At 76.9% G+C, this 20,402-nt stretch carries 1 protein-coding gene (running past one end of the window); it reads right to left on the bottom strand.

Features of this window, described 5'->3' with window-relative positions; genetic code table 11:
* Positions 1-20,402, bottom strand: the 5' portion of a protein-coding gene (locus ACWCYO_RS14335) for a type I polyketide synthase (RefSeq protein WP_449784422.1). The gene continues 7,525 nt to the left of window position 1, outside the view; only the first 20,402 of its 27,927 coding nucleotides appear in the window; its start codon is at positions 20,400-20,402; its stop codon lies off the left edge, out of view.

Below are 20,402 nucleotides of genomic sequence, written 5' to 3'. Positions count from 1 at the left end.
TCGAAGGCCTCGGCGAACACCGGGAAGCGGGCGTACAGCTCCCGTCCCATGCCGAGCCGCTGCGCGCCCTGCCCGGAGAACAGGAACGCGGTCGACCGCTCCCCGGCCACCCCGCGCGCTACCTCCGCACCGTCCAGCAGCACCGCCCGGTGCCCGAGCGAGGCCCGTCCGACGGCCAGCGAGTAGGCCACATCGAGCGCGGACGGCCCGTCCACCTCGACCAGTCGCCCGAGCGAAGCGTTGAGCGCGGCCTCGGACTTGGCCGAGACCACCCAGGGCGCCGCGCCCACGGCCGACACCGGGCCGGTCGCATCGGGAACCCCAGGCGCCTGCTCCAGCAGCACGTGCGCATTGGTGCCGCTGACGCCGAAGGCGGAGACGCCGGCCCGACGCGGGCGGCCGGTCCGCGGCCAGTCCCGGGCCTCCGTCAGGAGCTCCACCGCGCCGGCCGTCCAGTCGACGTGTCGGGAGGGCGCGTCGACGTGCAGTGACTTCGGCAGTTCGCCGTGCTGCATCGCGAGCACCGTCTTGATCACGCCGGCGGCGCCGGCGGCGGCCTGGGTGTGGCCGAGGTTGGACTTCACCGAGCCGAGCAGGAGCGGCAGTTCGCGCTCCCGACCGTAGGCGGCCAGCAGGGCGTGCGCCTCGATCGGGTCGCCGAGGGCGGTGCCGGTGCCGTGCGCCTCGACGGCGTCGACCTCGGCGGCGGTCAGGCCCGCGTCGGCGAGGGCCGCGCGGATCACCCGCTGCTGGGCCCGTCCGTTGGGGGCCGTCAGCCCGTTCGAGGCGCCGTCCTGGTTGACGGCGCTGCCGCGCACGACCGCGAGCACCGGGTGCCCGAGCCGGCGGGCGTCGGAGAGCCGCTCCAGGACGAGCACACCCGCACCCTCGGACCACGCGGTGCCGTCGGCTGCGTCGGCGAAGGGCTTGCAGCGGCCGTCCGAGGCCAATCCGCCCTGCGCGGTGAACTCGACGAAGGCGTCCGGGCTGGACATCACCGAGGCGCCGCCGGCCAGGGCCAGCGAGCACTCCCCGGCGCGCAGCGCGCGGGCGGCCAGGTGGAGCGAGACGAGGGCGGAGGAGCACGCGGTGTCGACGGTGACGGCGGGCCCCTCCAGGCCGAGGGTGTAGGACAGGCGACCGGACAGGACGCTCGCCGTGTTGCCGGTGGCGGCGTGGCCCCGGACGTCGGCGGTGCCGCGGCGCAGCACGTTCAGGTAGTCCTGGCCGTTGGTGCCGACGAAGACGCCGGTGTCGCTGCCGCGCAGCCGGTCGGGGGCGATGCCGGAGCGCTCCAGGGCCTCCCAGGAGGTCTCCAGGAGGAGTCGCTGCTGGGGATCCATGGCGAGGGCTTCGCGGGGCGAGATGCCGAAGAAACGGGCGTCGAAGCGGCCGACGCCGTCGAGGAAGCCCCCGTGGAGGGTCGCGGAGCCGCCGCGGCCGAGGGCGTCGAGGTCCCAGCCGCGGTCGGCGGGGAACGGGCGGATGGCGTCGGCGCCGTCGCCGAGGAGGCGCCAGAGGTCCTCGGGCGTCTCGATGCCGCCGGGGAAGCGGCAGGCCATGCCGACGATCACGACGGGGTCGTCGGCGACGTCGCGCCCCGCCGGGGCCCGGTCGGGTGCGGGCAGGGTGCCGAGGAGTTCGGCGAGGAGGTGGACGGCCAGGTCGGCCGGGGTCGGGTGGTCGTAGACCAGGGTGGCGGGCAGGGTCAGGCCGGTGGCGGCGGTGAGGGCGTTGCGCAGTTCGACGGTGGTGAGGGAGTCCATGCCGAGGTCGGTGAAGGGCTGGTCCGCGCCGACGCGCTCGCCGCCCGCGTGGCCGAGCACGGCCGCCACGCGGGTGCGCACGAAGTCGAGGACGAACCGCTCCCGGGCCTGCTCGGACAGGTCGGCGAGGCGCTGCCGCAGCCCGGCGTCCGGGGCGGCCGCGGACGACCGGCCGACCGGTCCGGCCAGCGCGGTGACCAGCGGGACGGGCCGCTGCGCGGTGAACACCGCCGCGAAGCGCTGCCAGTCGACGTCGGCGACGGTGAGCGCGGTGTCGTCGTGGTCGAGGGCGTGGCCCAGGGCGGTCAGGGCGCGCTCCGGCGTCATCGGGACGTAGCCGCCGCGGCGCACCCGCTGCTCGACGGCGGCCCCGGCCATGCCGTCGCCGGCCCACGGGCCCCACGCGATCGCGGTGGCCGGGCGGCCGTCGGCACGGCGCTGCTCGGCGAGGGCGTCGAGGTGGGCGTTGGCGGCGGCGTAGTTGGCCTGTCCGGTGGCTCCGATGGTGCCGGCGGTGGAGGTGAACAGGACGAATGCGGCGAGGTCGGTGTCGCGGGTCAGCGCGTCGAGGTGGTGTGCGGCGTCGACCTTGGGGCGGTACACCTCGGCGAAGTGTTCGGCCGTCAGGGTGTCGAGGGTGCCGTCGGCGACGACGCCGGCGGTGTGGAAGACGGCGGTGAGCGGCCGGTCGGCGGGGACGGCGGCGAGGACGGCCGCGAGGGCGTCCCGGTCGGCCGCGTCGCAGGCGGCCAGGGTGGCGTCGGCGCCGAGGGCGGCGAGGTCGGCCCGCAGCTGCTCGGCGCCGGGGGCGTCCGCGCCGCGGCGGCTGAGCAGCAGCAGGTGTTCGGCGCCCTGGGCGGCGAGGCGGCGGGCGAGCTGCCCGCCGAGGCCGCCGGTGCCGCCGGTGATCAGGACGGTGCCGGCGGGGGCGTACGGCCGGGCGGCCGGGCGCTCGCCCAGCGGGTGACGCAGCGGGTGGCGCACGAGGCGCCGGGCGAAGGTGCCGGAGGCGCGGACGGCGAGCTGGTCCTCGCCGTCGGTGCGGGCGAGCGCGGCGGCCAGGCGGCGCAGCGCGGTGTCGTCGAGCTGCTCCGGCAGGTCGATCAGCCCGCCCCAGCGGGTGGGCAGTTCGAGGGCGGCGGAGCGGCCGAGGCCCCAGACGGCGGCCTGCCGGGGGTCGGCGGGGCGGTCGGAGCGGCCGGTGGCGACGGCTCCGCGGGTGAGGCACCACAGCGGGGCGGTGAGGTCCGCGTCGCCGAGGGCCTGGACGGCGGTGACGGTGGTCGCGAGCGCGTCGTCGCCGAGGGCGAGCAGGGACAGGACGCCGGTGAACCCGGCTTCCTCCGCGGTCACTTCACGGAGCTGCGCGGCGATCGCGGACCGGTCGCCGGAGACCCGGAGGGTCACCCCGTCGACGAGCCCGTCCACCCACGGTGCGTCGTCCGACGCGAGCACCAGCCAGCGGCCGGACGGCCGGGCCGCGGCGCCCGTGGCATCGAGCGGCGTCCAGGCGGCGCGGTAGCGCCAGGCGTCGACGGTGGAGCGCTCGCGCCGGGCGCGACGCCAGGTGGAGAGGGCGGTCACGGTGTCGCGGTCGAGGTCCAGGCCGGTGCCGAGCGCCCCGAGGTCGCCGCGGTCGACGGCGGCCCAGAACTCGGCGTCCACGGGGTCGGATCCCACCGCCGGGACGGACCGGCCCTCCGGCCAGTAGCGCGCCCGCTGGAACGGGTAGGTGGGCAGGTCGGCGCGGCGGGCGCCGGTGCCGGTGAAGACGGCCGCCCAGTCCGGGCGCAGGCCGCCGACGGCCAGCCGGGCGAGCGCTGCCGTGAGGGTCGGGACGCCGGGCCGGCCGCGGCGCAGCGCGGGCACGCCGGTGAGGCGGGCGCCGTCGCCGAGGGTGTCGCGGGCGGCGGCGGTGAGGACGCCGTCCGGGCCGAGTTCGAGGAAGGCGGCGGCGCCGTGGCCCGCGAGGGCCTGGACGGCGTCGGCGAAGCGGACGGTGCCGCGCACCTGCCGGGCCCAGTACGCGGGCGCGGCGAGCTCGTCGGCGGTGGCGGGCGCGCCCGTGACGGTGGAGATCAGCGGGATCGCCGGGGCGTCGTAGGTGAGCGTGGCGGCGACGCGGGTGTAGGCGTCGAGCATCGGCTCCATGTGCGGGGAGTGGAAGGCGTGCGAGACGCGCAGTCGCTTGGTGCGCCGACCGACGAACTCGCCCGCGACACGGAGGACTTCGTCCTCGTCGCCCGCGAGCACCACCGACCTGGGCCCGTTGACGGCGGCGACCGACACCCCGTCCGTCAGCAGCGGCAGCACCTCGGCCTCCGTCGCCTCGACGGACACCATCGCTCCCCCACCGGGGAGTTCGGACATCAGCCGGGCCCGAGCCGCGACCAGCGTGCAGGCGTCCTCCAAGGAGAACACCCCCGCCACATGCGCCGCCGCGATCTCACCGATCGAGTGCCCCACCACGAAATCGGGCCGCAGACCCCACGACTCCACCAGCCGGAACAGCGCCACCTCCAGCGCGAACAACGCAGGCTGCGCGTACGCCGTGTCATCCAGCAGCGCGGCCTCCGCCGAACCCTCCGCCGCGAACAGGACGTCCCGGACGGGCCGTTCGTAGTCGAGGTCGAAGCGGGCGAGGACGGCGTCCAGCGCCTCCGCGTACACCGGGTACCGGTCGTACAGCTCCCTGCCCATGGCCGGGTACTGACTGCCCTGGCCGGTGAACAGGAACGCCAGGCCGCCGGCGGCCGCCCGGCCCGTGACGAGGGCGGCGTCCGGCAGGCCGTCGCGCACGGCGGCGAGCGCGCGCCGGAGCTCGGCGCGGTCGCCGGTGGTGACGGCGGCACGGCGGTCGAGCGCGGTGCGGGTGATGGCGAGGGAGAACGCCAGGTCGGCGAGCGGCAGTTCGGGCCGCTCGTCGAGCGCGGTGAGCACCTGCCCGGCCTGGGCGCGCAGCGCCTCGTCGGTACGGGCGGACAGCGTGAAGGGCAGGGTGTCGCCGTCCGTCGGCGCAGTTGCCGCAGCGGCGGCCGGTGCCTGTTCGAGGATCACGTGCGCGTTGGTGCCGCTCAGCCCGAAGGAGGAGACGGCGGCCCGGCGCGGACGCCCGGTCTCGGGCCAGTCGCGGGCCTCCGCGAGGAGCTCGATGGCGCCCTCCGTCCAGTCGACGTGCGTCGACGGGCGGTCGATGTGCAGGCTGGCCGGGAGCACGCCGGTGCGCAGCGCGAGCACGGTCTTGATGACGCCGGCCACGCCGGAGGCCATCTGGGTGTGGCCGATGTTGGACTTCACCGAGCCCAGCAGCAGCGGCAGTTCGCGGTCCTGACCGTAGGTCGCGAGCAGCGCCTGGGCCTCGATCGGGTCGCCGAGCCTGGTGCCGGTGCCGTGGCCCTCGACGGCGTCGACCTCGCCCGGGGCGAGCCTGGCACTGGCGAGGGCGGCGCGGATCACGCGCTGCTGGGCGGGCCCGTTGGGCGCGGTGAGGCCGTTGGAGGCGCCGTCCTGGTTGACGGCGGAGCCGCGCAGGACGGCGAGCACCGGGTGGCCGAGCCGCTCGGCGTCGCAGAGGCGCTCGACCAGGACGAGGCCGACGCCCTCGGCGAGGCTCATGCCGTCGGCGGCCTCGGCGTAGGCCTTGCAGCGGCCGTCGACGGCCATGGCGCGCTGGCGGCTGAATCCGATGAACGCGTTGGGCGTGGCCATCACGCTGACGCCGCCGGCCAACGCCAGCGAACTCTCGCCGTTGCGCAGCGACTGGCAGGCCAGGTGCAGCGCGACGAGCGAGGACGAGCAGGCGGTGTCGAGCGTGACGGCCGGGCCCTCGAAGCCGAAGGTGTACGAGAGGCGGCCGGACAGGACGCTCGGGATGGTGCCGGTGACGAGGTGGCCCTCGGCGCCGTCCTGGGCGGAGTCGCCGGGGCTGTAGTCCTGGTAGCTGGCGCCGATGAAGGTGCCGGTGAGGCTGCCGCGCAGGGCGGCCGGGTCGAGGCCGGCGCGCTCCATGGCCTCCCAGGCCGTCTCCAGGAGGAGGCGCTGCTGCGGGTCCATGGCGAGGGCCTCGCGCGGGGAGATGCCGAAGAACGCGGCGTCGAAGTCGGCGACGCCCTGGAGGAACCCGCCGCGCACCGAGTAGGTGCGGCCGGGCGCGTCCGGGTCCGGGTCGTACAGGCCCTCGGTGTCCCAGCCGCGGTCGGCGGGGAACTCGGTGATGGCGTCGCCGCCCGAGGTGACGAGCCGCCACAGGTCCTCCGGCGAGGCGATCCCGCCGGGGTAGCGGCAGCTCATGCCGATGATGGCGATCGGCTCGTCCGGTGCGGCGCCGGCCGCCACGGGGGTGGGTCCGCCACCGGCGGCGCCGGCGATCCGCTCGCGCAGGAAGCGCACCAGGGCCAGCGGGTTCGGGTGGTCGAACACGAGGGTGCTCGGCAGTGCGAGCCCGGTCGCGGCGGCCAGGCGGTTGCGCAGGTCGACGGCGGTCAGCGAGTCGAAGCCGACGTCGCGGAAGGCCCGCTGCTCGGACAGCACGTCAGGCGAGGCGTGGCCGAGCGTGGTGGCCGCCTCGCCACGGACCAGGTCCAGCAGCCGGCGCTCCTGCTCGGCGGCCGGCAGGGCGCGCAGCCGGGCGGCGAACTCGCCATCCCCGGACGGGCGTTCGGCGGCCTCGGCGAGCCGGCGCACCTCGGGGACGTCCTCGAACAGGGCGGTCGGGCGGCCGGAGGTGAAGACCGGGTGGTAGCGCTCCCAGTCGACGTCGGCGATCGCGAGCACCTGCTCGTCGGCGTCCAGGGCCTGGCGCAACCCGTCCAGGGCGAGCGAGGGGTCCATGAAGACCAGGCCGCTGCGCCGGATCTGGCCGGGGTCGACGCGGCCGAGCTTCAGGTCGTCGGCCCAGATGCCCCAGGACACGGCGGTGGCCCGGCCGCCGCGGGCGCGGCGGTGCTCGGCGAGCGCGTTGAGGTAGGCGTTGCCGGCCACGTAGGCGGCGTGTCGACCGCTGCCCCACATGCCGGCGGTGGAGGAGTACAGCACGAAGGCGTCGAGCTGGTCGTCGGGCAGGAGCTCGTCGAGGTGGCGGGCCCCGGCGGTCTTGGCGTGGAGGACCTTGGCGAAGGCCTCGTGGGTGGTCTCGTCGATCGACAGCAGCTCGATGACGGCGGCGGTGTGGACGACGGTGCGCACCTCGTGGCCGGCGGCGGCCAGGTCGGCGAGCATCGCCGCGACGGCCTCGCGGTCGGTGAGGTCGCAGGCGGCCATCTCGGCCGCACAGCCCGCGGCGGCGAGCTCGGCGAGCAGGTCGGCGGCGCCCGGCGCGGTGGCGCCGCGGCGGCTGGTGAGCACGATCCGCTCGGCGCCCTCGGCCGCCAGCCGGCGCGCCAGGTGCGGGGCGAGGGTGCCGGTGCCGCCGGTGATCAGGACGGTGCCGCGCAGCGGCCGGGCCTCCCGGCGGGCGGCGGCCTCGGCGCGCACGATGCGGCGGGCGAAGGCGCCGGAGGGGCGGATCGCCACCTGGTCCTCGCCGCGGGCGGCCAGCACGGCGACCAGCCGCTCGCCGCCGCGCCGGTCGAGCACGTCGGGCAGGTCGACGACGCCGCCGAAGCGCTGCGGGTACTCCAGCGCGGCCGTCCAGCCGAGTCCGTGGACCTGCGCCTGCACCGGGTTGACGACCCGGTCGGTACGGCCTGCGGCGACGGCGCCGCGGGTGAGGCACCACAGGGGCGCGTCCTGCCCGGCGTCTCCGAGGGCCTGGACCAGGGCGAGGGTGAGCGCGACGCCCGCCGGCAGGGCGGGGTGACGCCCGCTCGGCTGCTCGGCGGTGGCGAGCAGCGAGACGATGCCCGTGAGGTCGTCGGGCGTGGACTCGAGGAGCGCGGCGAGCCGCTGGCGGTCCGTGCAGCCGTCGTCCAGGACGAGGCGTTTTACGGTCGCCCCGTGCGCGGTCAGGGCTTCGGCGACGTCCTCCCCTTCGCCGCCCTCGGCGGTGACGAGGAGCCAGGTGCCGTCCAGGCGGGCGGATGCGGCGGTCAGTGGCTTCCACGTCGCCCGGTAGCGCCAGGAGTCGACCGTCGAGCGCTCCCGCCGCCGGCGGTGCCAGTCGGACAGCGCGGGCAGCACCGGCGCGAGCGCGCCGCTGTCGATGCGCAACCGGGCGGCGAGCGCCTCGACGTCGGCCTCCTCGACGGCGCTCCAGAACTCGCCGTCCTCCGGCTCCCCGCCGGGGCGTGGCGCGACGGCCCACAGGTGTTCGCGCTGGAAGGCGTAGGTGGGCAGCGGCACGCGGCGCCCGCCGGCGGTGCGGGAGGACCAGTCGGCCCGTCCGCCGCGGACGAAGGCCTCGGCGAGCGAGGCGAGGAAGCGGTCGGCGCCGCCCTTGTCGCGGCGCAGGGTGCCGACGGCGGTGGCGCGGTCGCCACGGTCCTCGGCGGTGGCCTCGATCGCCATGGTGAGCACGGTGTGCGGGCTGACCTCGACGAACAGACCGTGGCCCTGGGCCATCAGCTCCCGCACCGCCGGGTCGAAACGGACCGGGTTGCGCAGGTTGCGGTACCAGTAGTCGGCGTCCATGGCGGTGGTGTCGAGCCAGTCGCCGGTGACGGTGGAGAAGAACGGCACCTCGGCGGCGCGCGGGTGCACCGCGGCGAGGTCGGCCAGCAGGTCGTCCCTGAGGAGTTCGACCTGGGCGGAGTGCGAGCCGTAGTCCACGTTGATCCGCCGGGCACGCAGGCCCTCGGCCTCGAACTCGGCCATCAGTTCGTCGAGTTCGCCGGCAGGACCGGCGACGACGACGGTCCGCGGCCCGTTCACGGCGGCGACGGCGAGCCCGCCGGAGCGCGAGCTCAGCCGCTCCTCGGCCTCCTCGGCGGACAGCGGCACGGAGACCATCCCGCCGGAGCCCGCCAGAACGCGGCCGATCAGCCGGCTGCGCAGGGCCGCCACGCGGGCGCCGTCCTCCAGGGAGAGCGCCCCGGCGACGACGGCGGCGGCGATCTCGCCCTGGGAGTGGCCCACCACGGCGTCCGGCTGGACGCCGTGGGCGCGCCAGACCTCGGCGAGGGCCACCATGACGGCGAAGGTCGCCGGCTGGACGACGTCGACGCGCTCCAGGGCGGGCGCGCCCTCGGCCTGGCGCAGCACGTCGAGCAGCGACCAGTCGACGTGTGCGGAGAGCGCCGCCGCGCACTCGGCGACGCGTTCGGCGAACACCGGCGACTCGTCGAGCAGTCGGGCGCCCATGCCGGCCCACTGGGAGCCCTGGCCGGGGAAGACGAAGACGGTGCGGCCCCTGTCCTCGGCGAGGCCCTGGACGGCGTTCGGCGCGGAGGCGCCGGCGGCGAGCGCGGCGAGGCCCTCGCGCAGTTCGGCCGCGTCCGCGCCGAGCACGACGGCACGGTGCTCGAAGAGGGCGCGGGTGGTCAGCAGGGTGTGGGCGACGTCCTGCGGGCGCAGCTCCGGCTCGGCGTCGAGGTGGTCGGCCAGTCGCGCCGCCTGGGCGCGCAGCGCGGCGGGGGTGCGGGCGGAGAGCACCCACGGCAGGACGCCGTCGGACACCTCGGCGGTTCGAGTCGGGGAGGCGGGGGGCGCCTCCTCCAGCACGACGTGCGCGTTGGTGCCGCTGATGCCGAAGGAGGAGACGGCGCAGCGGCGGGTCCGTTCGCCGGCCGGCCACGGCGCGGCCTCGTTCAGCAGGGTGACGGTGCCCGGCGTCCAGTCGATGTGCGAGGACGGCTCATCGGCGTGCAGGGTGGCCGGGAGCACACCGTGGCGCAGCGCCTGGACCATCTTGATCACGCCCGCGACGCCGGCGGCCGACTGGGTGTGGCCGATGTTGGACTTGACCGAGCCGAGCAGCAGCGGGCGCTGCGGGTCGCGGTCGCGCCCGTACGCGGACTGGAGGGCCTGGGCCTCGATCGGGTCGCCGAGGGCGGTGCCGGTGCCGTGCGCCTCGACGGCGTCGACGTCGCCGGGGGTGAGGCCCGCGTTGTGCAGCGCCTGGCGGATGACGCGCTGCTGGGAGGGCCCGTTCGGGGCGGTGAGCCCGTTGGAGGCGCCGTCCTGGTTGATCGCGGAGCCGCGGACGACGGCGAGCACCTCGTGCCCGTTGCGCTCGGCGTCGGAGAGCCGCTCCAGCACGACGACGCCGACGCCCTCGGCGAGGGTCATGCCGTCGGCGGCTTCGGAGAAGGCCTTGCACCGGCCGTCGGCTGCGAGGGCGCGTTGACGGCTGAAGGCGATGAAGGCGTTCGGGTTCGTCATGACGGTGGCGCCGCCGGCGAGCGCGAGGGAGCTCTCGCCGCCGCGCAGCGACTGGCAGGCCAGGTGCAGCGCGACGAGCGAGGAGGAGCACGCGGTGTCGACGGTGACGGCCGGCCCCTCCAGGCCGAACAGGTAGGCCAGGCGCCCGGAGAGCACGCTCGGGCTGGTGCCGGTGACGGCGTGCCCGGCCGAGCCGTCGTCCATGCCGAGCCCGTACTCCTGGTACGTGGACCCGATGAAGGTGCCGGTGGCGCTGCCGTGCACGGAGGTCGGGTCGATGCCCGCGGATTCGAGGGCCTCCCAGGTGGTCTCCAGCAGCAGGCGCTGCTGCGGGTCCATGGCGAGGGCCTCACGGGGGGAGATGCCGAAGAACGCGGCGTCGAACTCGCCGGCTTCGTGCAGGAACCCGCCCCGGGTGGAGTAGGTGCGTCCGGGGGCGTCCGGGTCGGGGTCGTAGAGGCCGGTGTCCCAGCCGCGGTTCTCCGGGAACTCGGAGATGGCGTCCGTGCCCCCGGCGACGAGCCGCCACAGTTGCTCGGGGCTTGCGGCACCGCCGGGGAAGCGGCAGCCCATGCCGACGATGGCGATCGGCTCGTCCGGGTCCGCGGCGACCTGCGGCGCCGTCGCGTCCTGCGGGCCGTCGAGCAGCTCGCCGCGCAGGAAGGCGGCGAGCGCGAGCGGCGTCGGGTGGTCGAAGGCCATCGTGCTGGGCAGCGGCAGGCCGGTCAGCGCGGCGAGGCGCTTGCGCAGTTCGACGGCGGTGAGCGAGTCGAACCCGGCGTCGCGGAAGGCGCGCTTCTCGGGCACGCCGTCGACGGATCCGTGGCCGAGGACGGCGGCGGCCTCGCGGCGCACCAGGTCGACGAGCAGGCGGTCGCGCTCCGGCCCGGCCAGGCCGCGCAGGCGGCGCACGAGGTCGGAGGCGGCGCCGGCGTCGGCCGCGGCACCGCGGGCGAGGGCCCGGACCTCGGGCAGCTCGTCGAACAGCACGCTCGGCCGGGCCGCGGTGAAGACCGGGGCGTAGCGCTCCCAGTCGACGTCCGCGACGGTCACGGCGACGTCCTCGTGGACGATCGCGCGGCGCAGCTCGGTGAGCGCGGTCTCCGGTGCGAGGAAGCGCAGGCCCTGGCGGCGCAGTCCGTCGGCGACGACCTCATGGGCGGCCATGCCTGCGCCGGCCCACGGGCCCCAGGCGACCGAGGTGGCGGTCAGGCCGCGGGCGCGGCGGTTCTCGGCGAGGGCGTCGAGGTACGCGTTGGCGGCGGCGTAGGCGCCCTGGCCGGCGCCACCCCAGACACCGGCGACGGAGGAGAACAGGACGAAGAAGTCCAGGTCGTGGTCGGCGAGGAGGGCGTCGAGGTGGGCGGCGCCCTGAAGCTTGGCGGCGGTGAGCTCGGCGACCTCGGCGACCGGGGTGTCCGAGAGCGGGGCGGCCTGGCCGACGCCGGCGGCGTGCACGACGCCGGTCAGCGGGTGCTCGGCCGGGACGGCGGCGAGGACGGCGGCGAGCGCGTCCCGGTCGGCGACGTCGCAGGCGACGACGGCCGCGGTGGCGCCGAGCTCGGCGAGCTCGGCGACGAGTTCGGCGGCGCCGGGCGTGTCCGGTCCGCGGCGGCCGGTGAGCAGAAGGTGCCGGGCGCCGCTGCGGGCCAGCCAGCGGGCGACCTCGGTGCCGAGCGCCCCGGTGCCGCCGGTGATGAGGACGGTGCCCTCCGCGGTGAACTCCTCGGCGCGGGGCAGTTCGTCGACGGCGTGCCGCACCAGGCGGCGGCCGTGGACAGCGCTGCCGCGCAGCGCGACCTGGTCCTCGTTCCCCCGCCCGCTCGCCGCGAGCACACCGACGAGGCCCTGCACGGTCGGCGCGTCCAGCACCGGCGGCAGGTCGACCAGCCCGCCCGGCGCCTGCGGGCGCTCCAGGGCGGCGACCCGACCGAGGCCCCACGCGGCGGCCTGGACGGGGTTGGTGAGCGGGTCGGCGGGCCCGGTCGAGACGGCCCCGCGGGTGACGGTCCACAGCGGCGCGGCGGAGCGCAGGTCGCCGAGGGCCTGGGCGAGGACGACGCCGAGCGCGACGCCCTCGGGCAGGCCGGGCCCGGGCACCGGCCGGTCGGCCAGCGCGACGAGCGAGAGGACGCCGCTCAGTTCACCGAAGTCCGCTATGCGGCGGGCGAGTTCCGCACGGTCGCGGCAGTCCCCGTCGAGCGCCAGGCGCTCCAGGCGGGCGCCGTGGCCGCGCAGCGCGTCGAGGAGCTCGGCGTCGTCGACGGCGTCGGTGGTGACGACCAGCCAGGTGCCGTCCAGCACGGGTGCGGCCGCCGGGCGGACGGGCCGCCAGTGGACTCGGTAGCGGGCCCTGTCCAGCTGCGCCTTCTCGTGCCGGGTGCGGCGCCAGTCGGCGAGGGCGGGCAGGAGGGCGTAGAGGCCGGCGTGCTGTTCGTCGCGCAGGCCGAGCAGGCCGGCGAGTTCGGCGGCGCTGCCGCGCTCGACGGCGCCCCACAGCGCCAAGTCGGCGGGGTCGGCGGCCGGGGCGGCGATGGCGGGCTCGGCCTCGGGCCAGTAGCGCTCGTGCTGGAACGCGTAGGTGGGCAGGCCGGCGCGGCGGGCGCCGGTGCCCGCGTACAGCGCGGCCCAGTCCAGGGCGTGGCCGCGCACGTGGAGCGCGGACAGGGCGAGGGCTGCGGTCCGCTCCTCGGGCCGCCCGGCGCGCAGCAGCGGGACGGCGGTCGCGGCGGTGTCGTCGGCCAGGATCTCCTCGGTGAGCGCGGACAGCACGCCGTCCGGGCCCAGTTCGAGGAAGGTCGCGGCGCCGGCCGCGCGGGCGGCGCGGACGCCGTCGGCGAAACGGACGGCCCGGCGGACGTGCTCGACCCAGTACTCGGGCGAGCACAGCTCGGCCTCGGTGGCGAGTTCGCCGGTGGTGTCGGAGACGAGCGGGATGGCCGGCGCGCGGAACTCCAGCTCCACGACGGTGCGCCGGAACTCCTCCAGCATCGGCTCCGTCAGCGGCGAGTGGAAGGCGTGCGAGACGCGCAGCCGCTTCGTCCGGCGGCCCTCGGCCGCGAACTCCCCGGCGATGCGCAGGACTTCGTCCTCCAGGCCGGAGATCACCACGGCCCGCGGCCCGTTGACGGCCGCGACGGACACGCCGGGCACCAGACGCGGCAGCACCTCGTCCTCGGCGGCCTCGACGGAGACCATGGCACCGCCCCCGGGCAGCGCGTCCATGAGCCGGGCCCGGGCGGCCACGAGCGCGCACGCGTCGGCGAGCGACAGCACCCCGGCGCAGTGCGCGGCGGCGATCCCGCCGACGGAGTGGCCGAGCAGGACGTCGGCGCGCACGCCGAGCGAGGCGACCAGGCGGAACAGCGCGACCTCGACGGCGAAGATCGCGGGCTGCGCCCAGCCGGTGCGGTTCAGCAACTCCTCGTCCTCGCCCCACAGCACGTCGCGCAGCGGGCGCTCCAACCGGGGACCGAATTCGCGCAGCACCTCGTCCAGCGCCTCGGCGAACACCGGGAAGCGCCCGGCGAGTTCGCGTCCGGCACCGAGGCGCTGGGCGCCCTGACCGGCGAACAGCACGGCGAGCTTCCCGGCGCCCGTCTCGCCCGCGACCAGTCCGGCGGCGGACTCGCCCGCGGCGAGCGAGGCCAGGGCGGCGAGCAGTTCGTCGCGGTCGGCGCCGACCGCGACGGCGCGGTGGTCGAAGGCGGAGCGCGTGGTGGCCAGCGAGAGACCGAGGTCGGACGGGCCGGCGTCCGGGTCGGCGGCGGCGAAGGCCCGCAGACGGGCGGCCTGGTCGCGCAGCGCGGCCGGGCTGCGGCCGGCCAGCGGCCACAGCAGGACGGGTTCCGTCACGGCCGGGGCGGTGTCCCGCACGACGACGGCGGGGGCCTGCTCGAGGATCACGTGCGCGTTGGTGCCGCTGAAGCCGAAGGAGGACACGCCGGCGCGGCGCGGGCGGCCGGTTTCCGGCCACCGTGCCTCCTCGGTCAGCAGCTCCACCGCGCCCTCGTCCCAGTCCACGTGGGACGACGGCTCGGCCGCGTGCAGGGTGCGGGGCACGACGCCGTGCTGCATCGCCAGCACCGCCTTGATGACGCCCGCGACGCCGGCGGCGGCCTGGGTGTGGCCGAGGTTGGACTTCACCGAGCCGAGGAGCAGCGGGAGTTCGCGGTCCTGGCCGTAGGTGGCGAGCAGGGCCTGAGCCTCGATCGGGTCACCCAGGGAGGTGCCGGTGCCGTGCGCCTCGACGACGTCGACGTCGGCCGTCGCCAGCCCGGCGGCGGCCAGGGCCTGACGGATGACCCGCTGCTGGGACGGCCCGTTGGGGGCGGTGAGCCCGTTGGAGGCACCGTCCTGGTTGACGGCCGATCCGCGCACGACGGCCAGCACCGGGTGGCCGTTGCGGCGCGCGTCGGAGAGTCGCTCCAGGAGCAGCATGCCGACACCCTCGGACCAGCCGACGCCGTCGGCCCGGTCGGAGAACGCCTTGCAGCGCCCGTCGGGCGCGAGGCCGCGCTGACGGGAGAACTCGATCAGCGAGGTCGGGGTGGACATCACGGTGACGCCGCCGGCCAGGGCGAGCGTGCACTCGCCGGCGCGCAGGGCCTGCATGGCCCAGTGCATGGCGACGAGCGAGGACGAGCACGCGGTGTCGACGGTGACGGCCGGGCCTTCCAGGCCGAGCGTGTAGGAGACGCGGCCGGAGGCGATGCTGGGCGAGGTGCCGCTGCCCTGGTGGCCCTCGAAGCGCCCGCCGGCGAGCAGCGCCGAGTAGTCGTTGTACATCACACCGGCGAACACGCCGGTGCGACTGCCGCGCAGCGACACCGGGTCGATCCCGGCCCGCTCGACCGCCTCCCAGGAGGCCTCCAGCAGCAGGCGCTGCTGGGCGTCGGTGGCCAGCGCCTCTCGCGGACTCATGCCGAAGAAGCCGGGGTCGAAGTCGGCGGCCCCCTGAAGGAATCCGCCGTAGCGCGTGTAGCTGGTGCCGAGGTGGTCCGGGTCCGGGTGGTAGAGCGCCTCGACGTCCCAGCCGCGGTCGGTGGGCAGGCCCGAGATCGCGTCGGTGCCCTCGCGCAGCAGGCGCCACAGGTCCTCGGGGGACGCGACGCCGCCCGGGTAGCGGCAGCTCATGCCGACGATGACGACCGGGTCGTCGTCGGCCGCCGCGCGGACGGGCGCCGCGGCGGCGGGGGCCGGGCCGCCCGTCAGACCGTCCAGGAGGTGCCCGGCGAGGGCGGTGACGCTCGGGTAGTCGAAGACGACGGTCGCGGAGGTGCGCAGCCCGGTGGCGGCGCTCAGGCGGTTGCGCAGCTCCACGGCGGTGAGCGAGTCGAACCCGAGGTCCTGGAACGGGCGGTGCGGGTCGACCTCGGAGGCGTCGGCGTGCCGCAGGACGGCCGCCACCTGGGCGCGGACCAGGTCGACGACGGCCTCGGTGCGGGCGCGCGTGTCCAGTCCGGCGAGGCGGCGGGCGAGGGCGCCCGCCGCCTCGGTGGCGGTCACGGCGGCGCGCCGCGCGGGGGTGCGGATCAGACCGCGCAGGAGCGGCGGCACCTCGCCCCGGGCGCGCAGCGCCGGGAGGTCGAGGCGGACGGGCAGCAGGACGGCCTCCGGGCGGGCGAGGGCGGCGTCAAACAGCGCGGTGCCGTCCGCCTCGGAGAGCGCCGGGGTGCCGAGCCGCGCGAGCCGGTCGAGGTCGGCGTCGGTGAGCCCGCCGGTCATTCCGCCGACGGCGGCCCACGGGCCCCAGCCGAGCGAGAGCCCGGGCAGCCCGGCGGCCCGGCGGGTGCGCACGAGGGCGTCCGCGAAGGCGTTGCCGGCGGCGTAGTTGGCCTGGCCGGCCGCGCCGACGGTCCCGGAGAAGGACGAGAAGACGAGGAATCCGGCGAGGCCGGGGCCACGGGTGGCCTCGTGGAGGTGCCACAGGGCGTCGGCCTTGGGCCGCAGGACTGCGGCGAGCCGCTCCGGGGTGAGGTGCTCGACGACGCCGTCGTCCAGGACTCCGGCGGCGTGCACCACGGCGGTCAGCGGGTGCGCGGCGGGCACCCCCGCGACCAGGCGCTCCACGGCGGCGCGGTCGGTGAGGTCGCACGCTTCGACGGCGACCTCGGCGCCGGCCTCGGTGAGCTGCGCGGCCAGTTCGGCGGCACCCTCGGCCGCGGCCCCGCGGCGGCTCGCGAGCACCAGGCGGCGCACGCCGTGCTCGGCCACCAGGTGCCGGGCGAGGACGGCGCCGAGACCGCCGGTGCCGCCCGTGATCAGGACGGTCCCGTCCGGGTTCCACGCGGTGCCGACGGCGGCCACCGCGCCGGCGCGGGCCAGCCGGGCCGCGAGCACCGCGCCGCCGCGCACCGCCAGTTGCGGCTCGTCACCGCCGAGGGCGCGCCCGGGCAGCGGGCCGCCGGCCGGGTCCAGGTCGACCAGGCCGAAACGGCCCGGGTGCTCGGCCTGCGCGGAGCGCACCAGACCCCACACGGCGGCCGCGGCCGGGTCGGTGACCTCGGCGTCCGCGGTGGTGGCGACGGCGCCCCGGGTCACGAAGACCAGCCGGCCGGGCGCGCCCTCGGCGAGCCACTCCTGAATCCGGGCCAGGGCCAGGGCCGTCAGCGCGTGGGCGGACCCGACCGGGTCGGCCGGGTCGCCCGCGAGCGGCACGAGCACCACCTCTGCCTGGCCCTCGCCCGCCGTCGGCAGCACACCGAGGCCGAGCGGGTCCGCCGCCGCGACGGCCACCGAGGCGGGCGCCGGTGCGCCGCCGCGCGGCCGGGACCAGCGCAGCTCGAACATCGCGTCCGGCACTGGCCCGACGCCCGCGCCGGCCGGCGCCGGGAGCGCCCGCAGCAGCAGCGAGCCGACCGAGGCGACCGGGCCGCCCGCCGCGTCGGCGACCTTGACCGACACCGAGTCGTCCCCGGTCGCGGACAGGCGTACCCGCGCCACCGACGCACCCGCGGCGTGCAGGCTGACGTCCTGCCAGGAGAACGGCACCCCGCGGAGCCCGAGGAACGCCGTCGCGTGCAGCGCCGAGTCCAGCAGGGCCGGGTGGATCCCGAACGCGCCCGCCTCGCCGCTCGCGCCCTCGTCCAGCGCGACCTCGGCGAACACGTCCGCACCGCGCCGCCAGGCCGCACGCAGCGCGCGGAACGCCGGGCCGTAGCGGAAGCCGGCGGCGGCGAGGCGTTCGTCCAGGCCGCCCAGGTCCAGCGCCTGTGCACCGGCCGGCGGCCACTGCGTGAACTCCTCCGCGAAGGGGCCGGGTCCGTCGGCCGCCAGGATTCCGTCGGCGTGCTGGGTCCACGGGGCGTCCTCGTCGCCCTCGGGCCGCGAGTAGACGCCGACGCTGCGCCGTCCGTTCGCGTCGGCCCGGCCGGCCCACACCTGTACCTGCACGCCGCCCTGCTCGGGCAGCGGCAGCGGCGCGGTGAGCGTCAGCTCCTCGACGCGCTCGCAGCCGACCTCGTCGCCCGCGCGCACGGCGAGCTCCAGGAAGGCCGTGCCGGGCAGCAGGACGGTGCCGTCGACGGCGTGGTCGGCCAGCCACGGGTGGGTGCGCAGCGAGAGCCGGCCGGTCAGCAGCAGGCCGTCGGTGTTGGCGAGCGAGACGGCGGCGGCGAGCAGCGGGTGGTTGGCCGAGCCGAGCCCGGCGGCGCGGACGTCGCCGGTGCGCGAGAGCGCGCTCTTCGGCCAGTAGCGCTTGTGCTGGAAGGCGTAGGTGGGCAGGTCGGCACGGCGGGCGCCGGTGCCCTCGAAGTAGGCGTCCCAGCGCACCGGCACGCCGCGCACGTGCAGCCCGGCCAGGGCCTCGGTGAGTGCCTCGGTCTCGTCGCGGCCGGGGCGCAGTGCGGCGAGGGCGCTGCAACCTTCGCTGGCGGGCTCGTCGAGGGCGCTCTGGGCGAGCGCGGCGAGGGAACCGTCGGGGCCGAGCTCGAGGAAGAGGGTGACGCCGTGGCCGCCGAGCCATGCGGTGGCGTCGGCGAACCGGACGGCCTGGCGGGCCTGGTCGGCCCAGTAGTCGGCGGAGGTCAGCTGCTCGACGGTGGCGAGCGTGCCGGTGAGGGTGGAGACGACCGGGACCGCGGGCGCCTGCGGGTCCAGGGCGGCGACGACGGCACGGAACTCGTCGAGCATCGGGTCCATGAGCGGCGAGTGGAAGGCGTGCGACACGCGCAGGCGCCGGACCCTGCGGCCGAGTTCGGCGAAGTGCGCGCCGACGGCCTCGGCCGCGGCGCACTCACCAGAGACGACGACGGCCTGCGGGCCGTTGACGGCGGCCAGCGACACGCCGTCGCCGAGCAGGGGCAGGACCTCGTCCTCGCCCGCCTGCACCGCGACCATGGCGCCACCGGCCGGGAGGGCCTGCATGAGGCGGGCCCGGGCGGCGACCAGGGCGCACGCGTCGGCGAGGGTGAACACCCCGGCGACGTGCGCGGCCGCGATCTCGCCGACCGAGTGGCCGGCCAGGAAGTCCGGGCGCACGCCCCAGGACTCCAGCAGCCGGTACAGCGCGACCTCGACGGCGAACAGCGCGGGCTGGGCGTGGCCCGTGCGGTTCAGCGCCTCCTCGTCGGCGCCCCGGATCACGTCGCGCAGCGGGGCGTCGAGCCGGCCGTCGAACTCGGCGAGCACCTCCTCCAGGGCGGCGGCGAACATCGGGAATCGGGAGGCCAGTTCGCGACCCATGCCGAGGCGCTGCGAGCCCTGGCCGGCGAACAGGAAGGCGAGCTTGCCGCGGCCGTGGGTGGTGCCGAGCACGGCCCGGCCGTCGCCCCCGCCGTCCGCCAGCGCGCTGAGCGCCGCGACGGCCTCGGCGCGTCCGGTCGCCGTGACGACGGCGCGGTGCTCCAGGGCGGCCCGGGTGGTGGCGAGCGCGTGGGCCAGGTCGGTGTCGGAGCCCTCGGCGTCCGCCGCCAGGAACGAGACGAGCCGCCCGGCCTGGGCCCGCAGCGCCTCGGGGGTACGGCCGGAGACCAGCCAGGGCAGCACCCCGGCCTCGACGGCCTCGGACGCGGGCGCCTCCTCCCCAGCCGGGGCCTCCTCGATGATGGCGTGCGCGTTGGTGCCGCTGAGGCCGAACGACGAGACGCCCGCCCGGCGCGGTTCCGCGCCCCGCGGCCACGGCGTCGCCTCGGTCAGCAGCTGGACGGCGCCGGACTCCCAGTCGACGTGCGTCGACGGCTCGTCCACGTGCAGGGTGCGCGGCAGCAGCTCGTGCCGCAGCGCGAGCACCGTCTTGATCACCCCGGCCATGCCGGCCGCGGCCTGGGTGTGGCTCAGGTTCGACTTCACCGAGCCGAGCAGCAGCGGGCGCTGCGGGTCCCGCCCGCGCCCGTAGGTGGCGAGCAGCGCCTGGGCCTCGACCGGGTCACCGAGGACGGTGCCGGTGCCGTGTGCCTCGACCGCGTCCACCTGGTCGGCGGAGAGCCGCGCGTTGCGCAGCGCCTGCTCGATGACGCGCTGCTGGGACGGCCCGTTGGGCGCGGTGAGCCCGTTGGAGGCGCCGTCCTGGTTGACGGCGGTGCCGCGCACGACGGCCAGCACCCGGTGCCCGTTGCGCCGGGCCACCGAAAGCCGCTCCAGGACGAGCACGCCGACGCCCTCGGCCCATCCGGTGCCGTCCGCGGCGTCGGCGAAGGAGCGGCACCGACCGTCCGAGGCCAGGCCGCCCTGGCGGGCGAACTCGACGAAGGTGGTGGGGGTCGACATGACGGTGACGCCCGCGGCGAGCGCCATGCCGCACTCCCCCGCGCGCAGCGACTGCGCAGCCAGGTGGAGTGCGACGAGCGACGACGAACACGCGGTGTCGACGGTGACGGCCGGGCCGACGGCGCCGAGGACGTAGGAGAGGCGGCCGGAGATCACGCTGGTCGCGTTGCCCGTCAGCACGAAGCCCTGGACGTCGTCGTCCGGCCCGGTGCGGTAGTCCTGCGGCATCGCGCCGACGAAGACGCCGGTGCGGGTGCCGCGGACGCTGCTCGGGTCGACGCCCGCCCGCTCGATGGCCTCCCAGGACGCCTCCAGCAGGACGCGCTGCTGTGGGTCCATGGACAGCGCCTCACGCGGCGAGATACCGAAGAAGCCCGGGTCGAAGTCGGCGGCACCCTGCAGGAACCCGCCCCGGACGTCGACCGGCCCGGATGCCGGGTCGAGCTCCCAGCCGCGGTCGGTGGGCAGGCCGGTGATGCCGTCCTCGCCGGCGACGAGCATCGCCCAGAGGTCCTCGGGAGACGCGACCCCGCCGGGGAAGCGGCAGCTCATCCCCACGATGGCGATCGGCTCCCGGGCGGCCGCCTCCAGCTCGTCCACCCGCTGCCGGGAGCGCTGGAGGTCCGCGCTGGCCCGCTTGAGGTAGTCCCGGAGCTTCTGTTCCTTGTCCAT

It is taken from the genome of Kitasatospora sp. NPDC001683, assembly GCF_053596495.1.
This window is presented reverse-complemented; position numbering and strand designations above follow the sequence as displayed.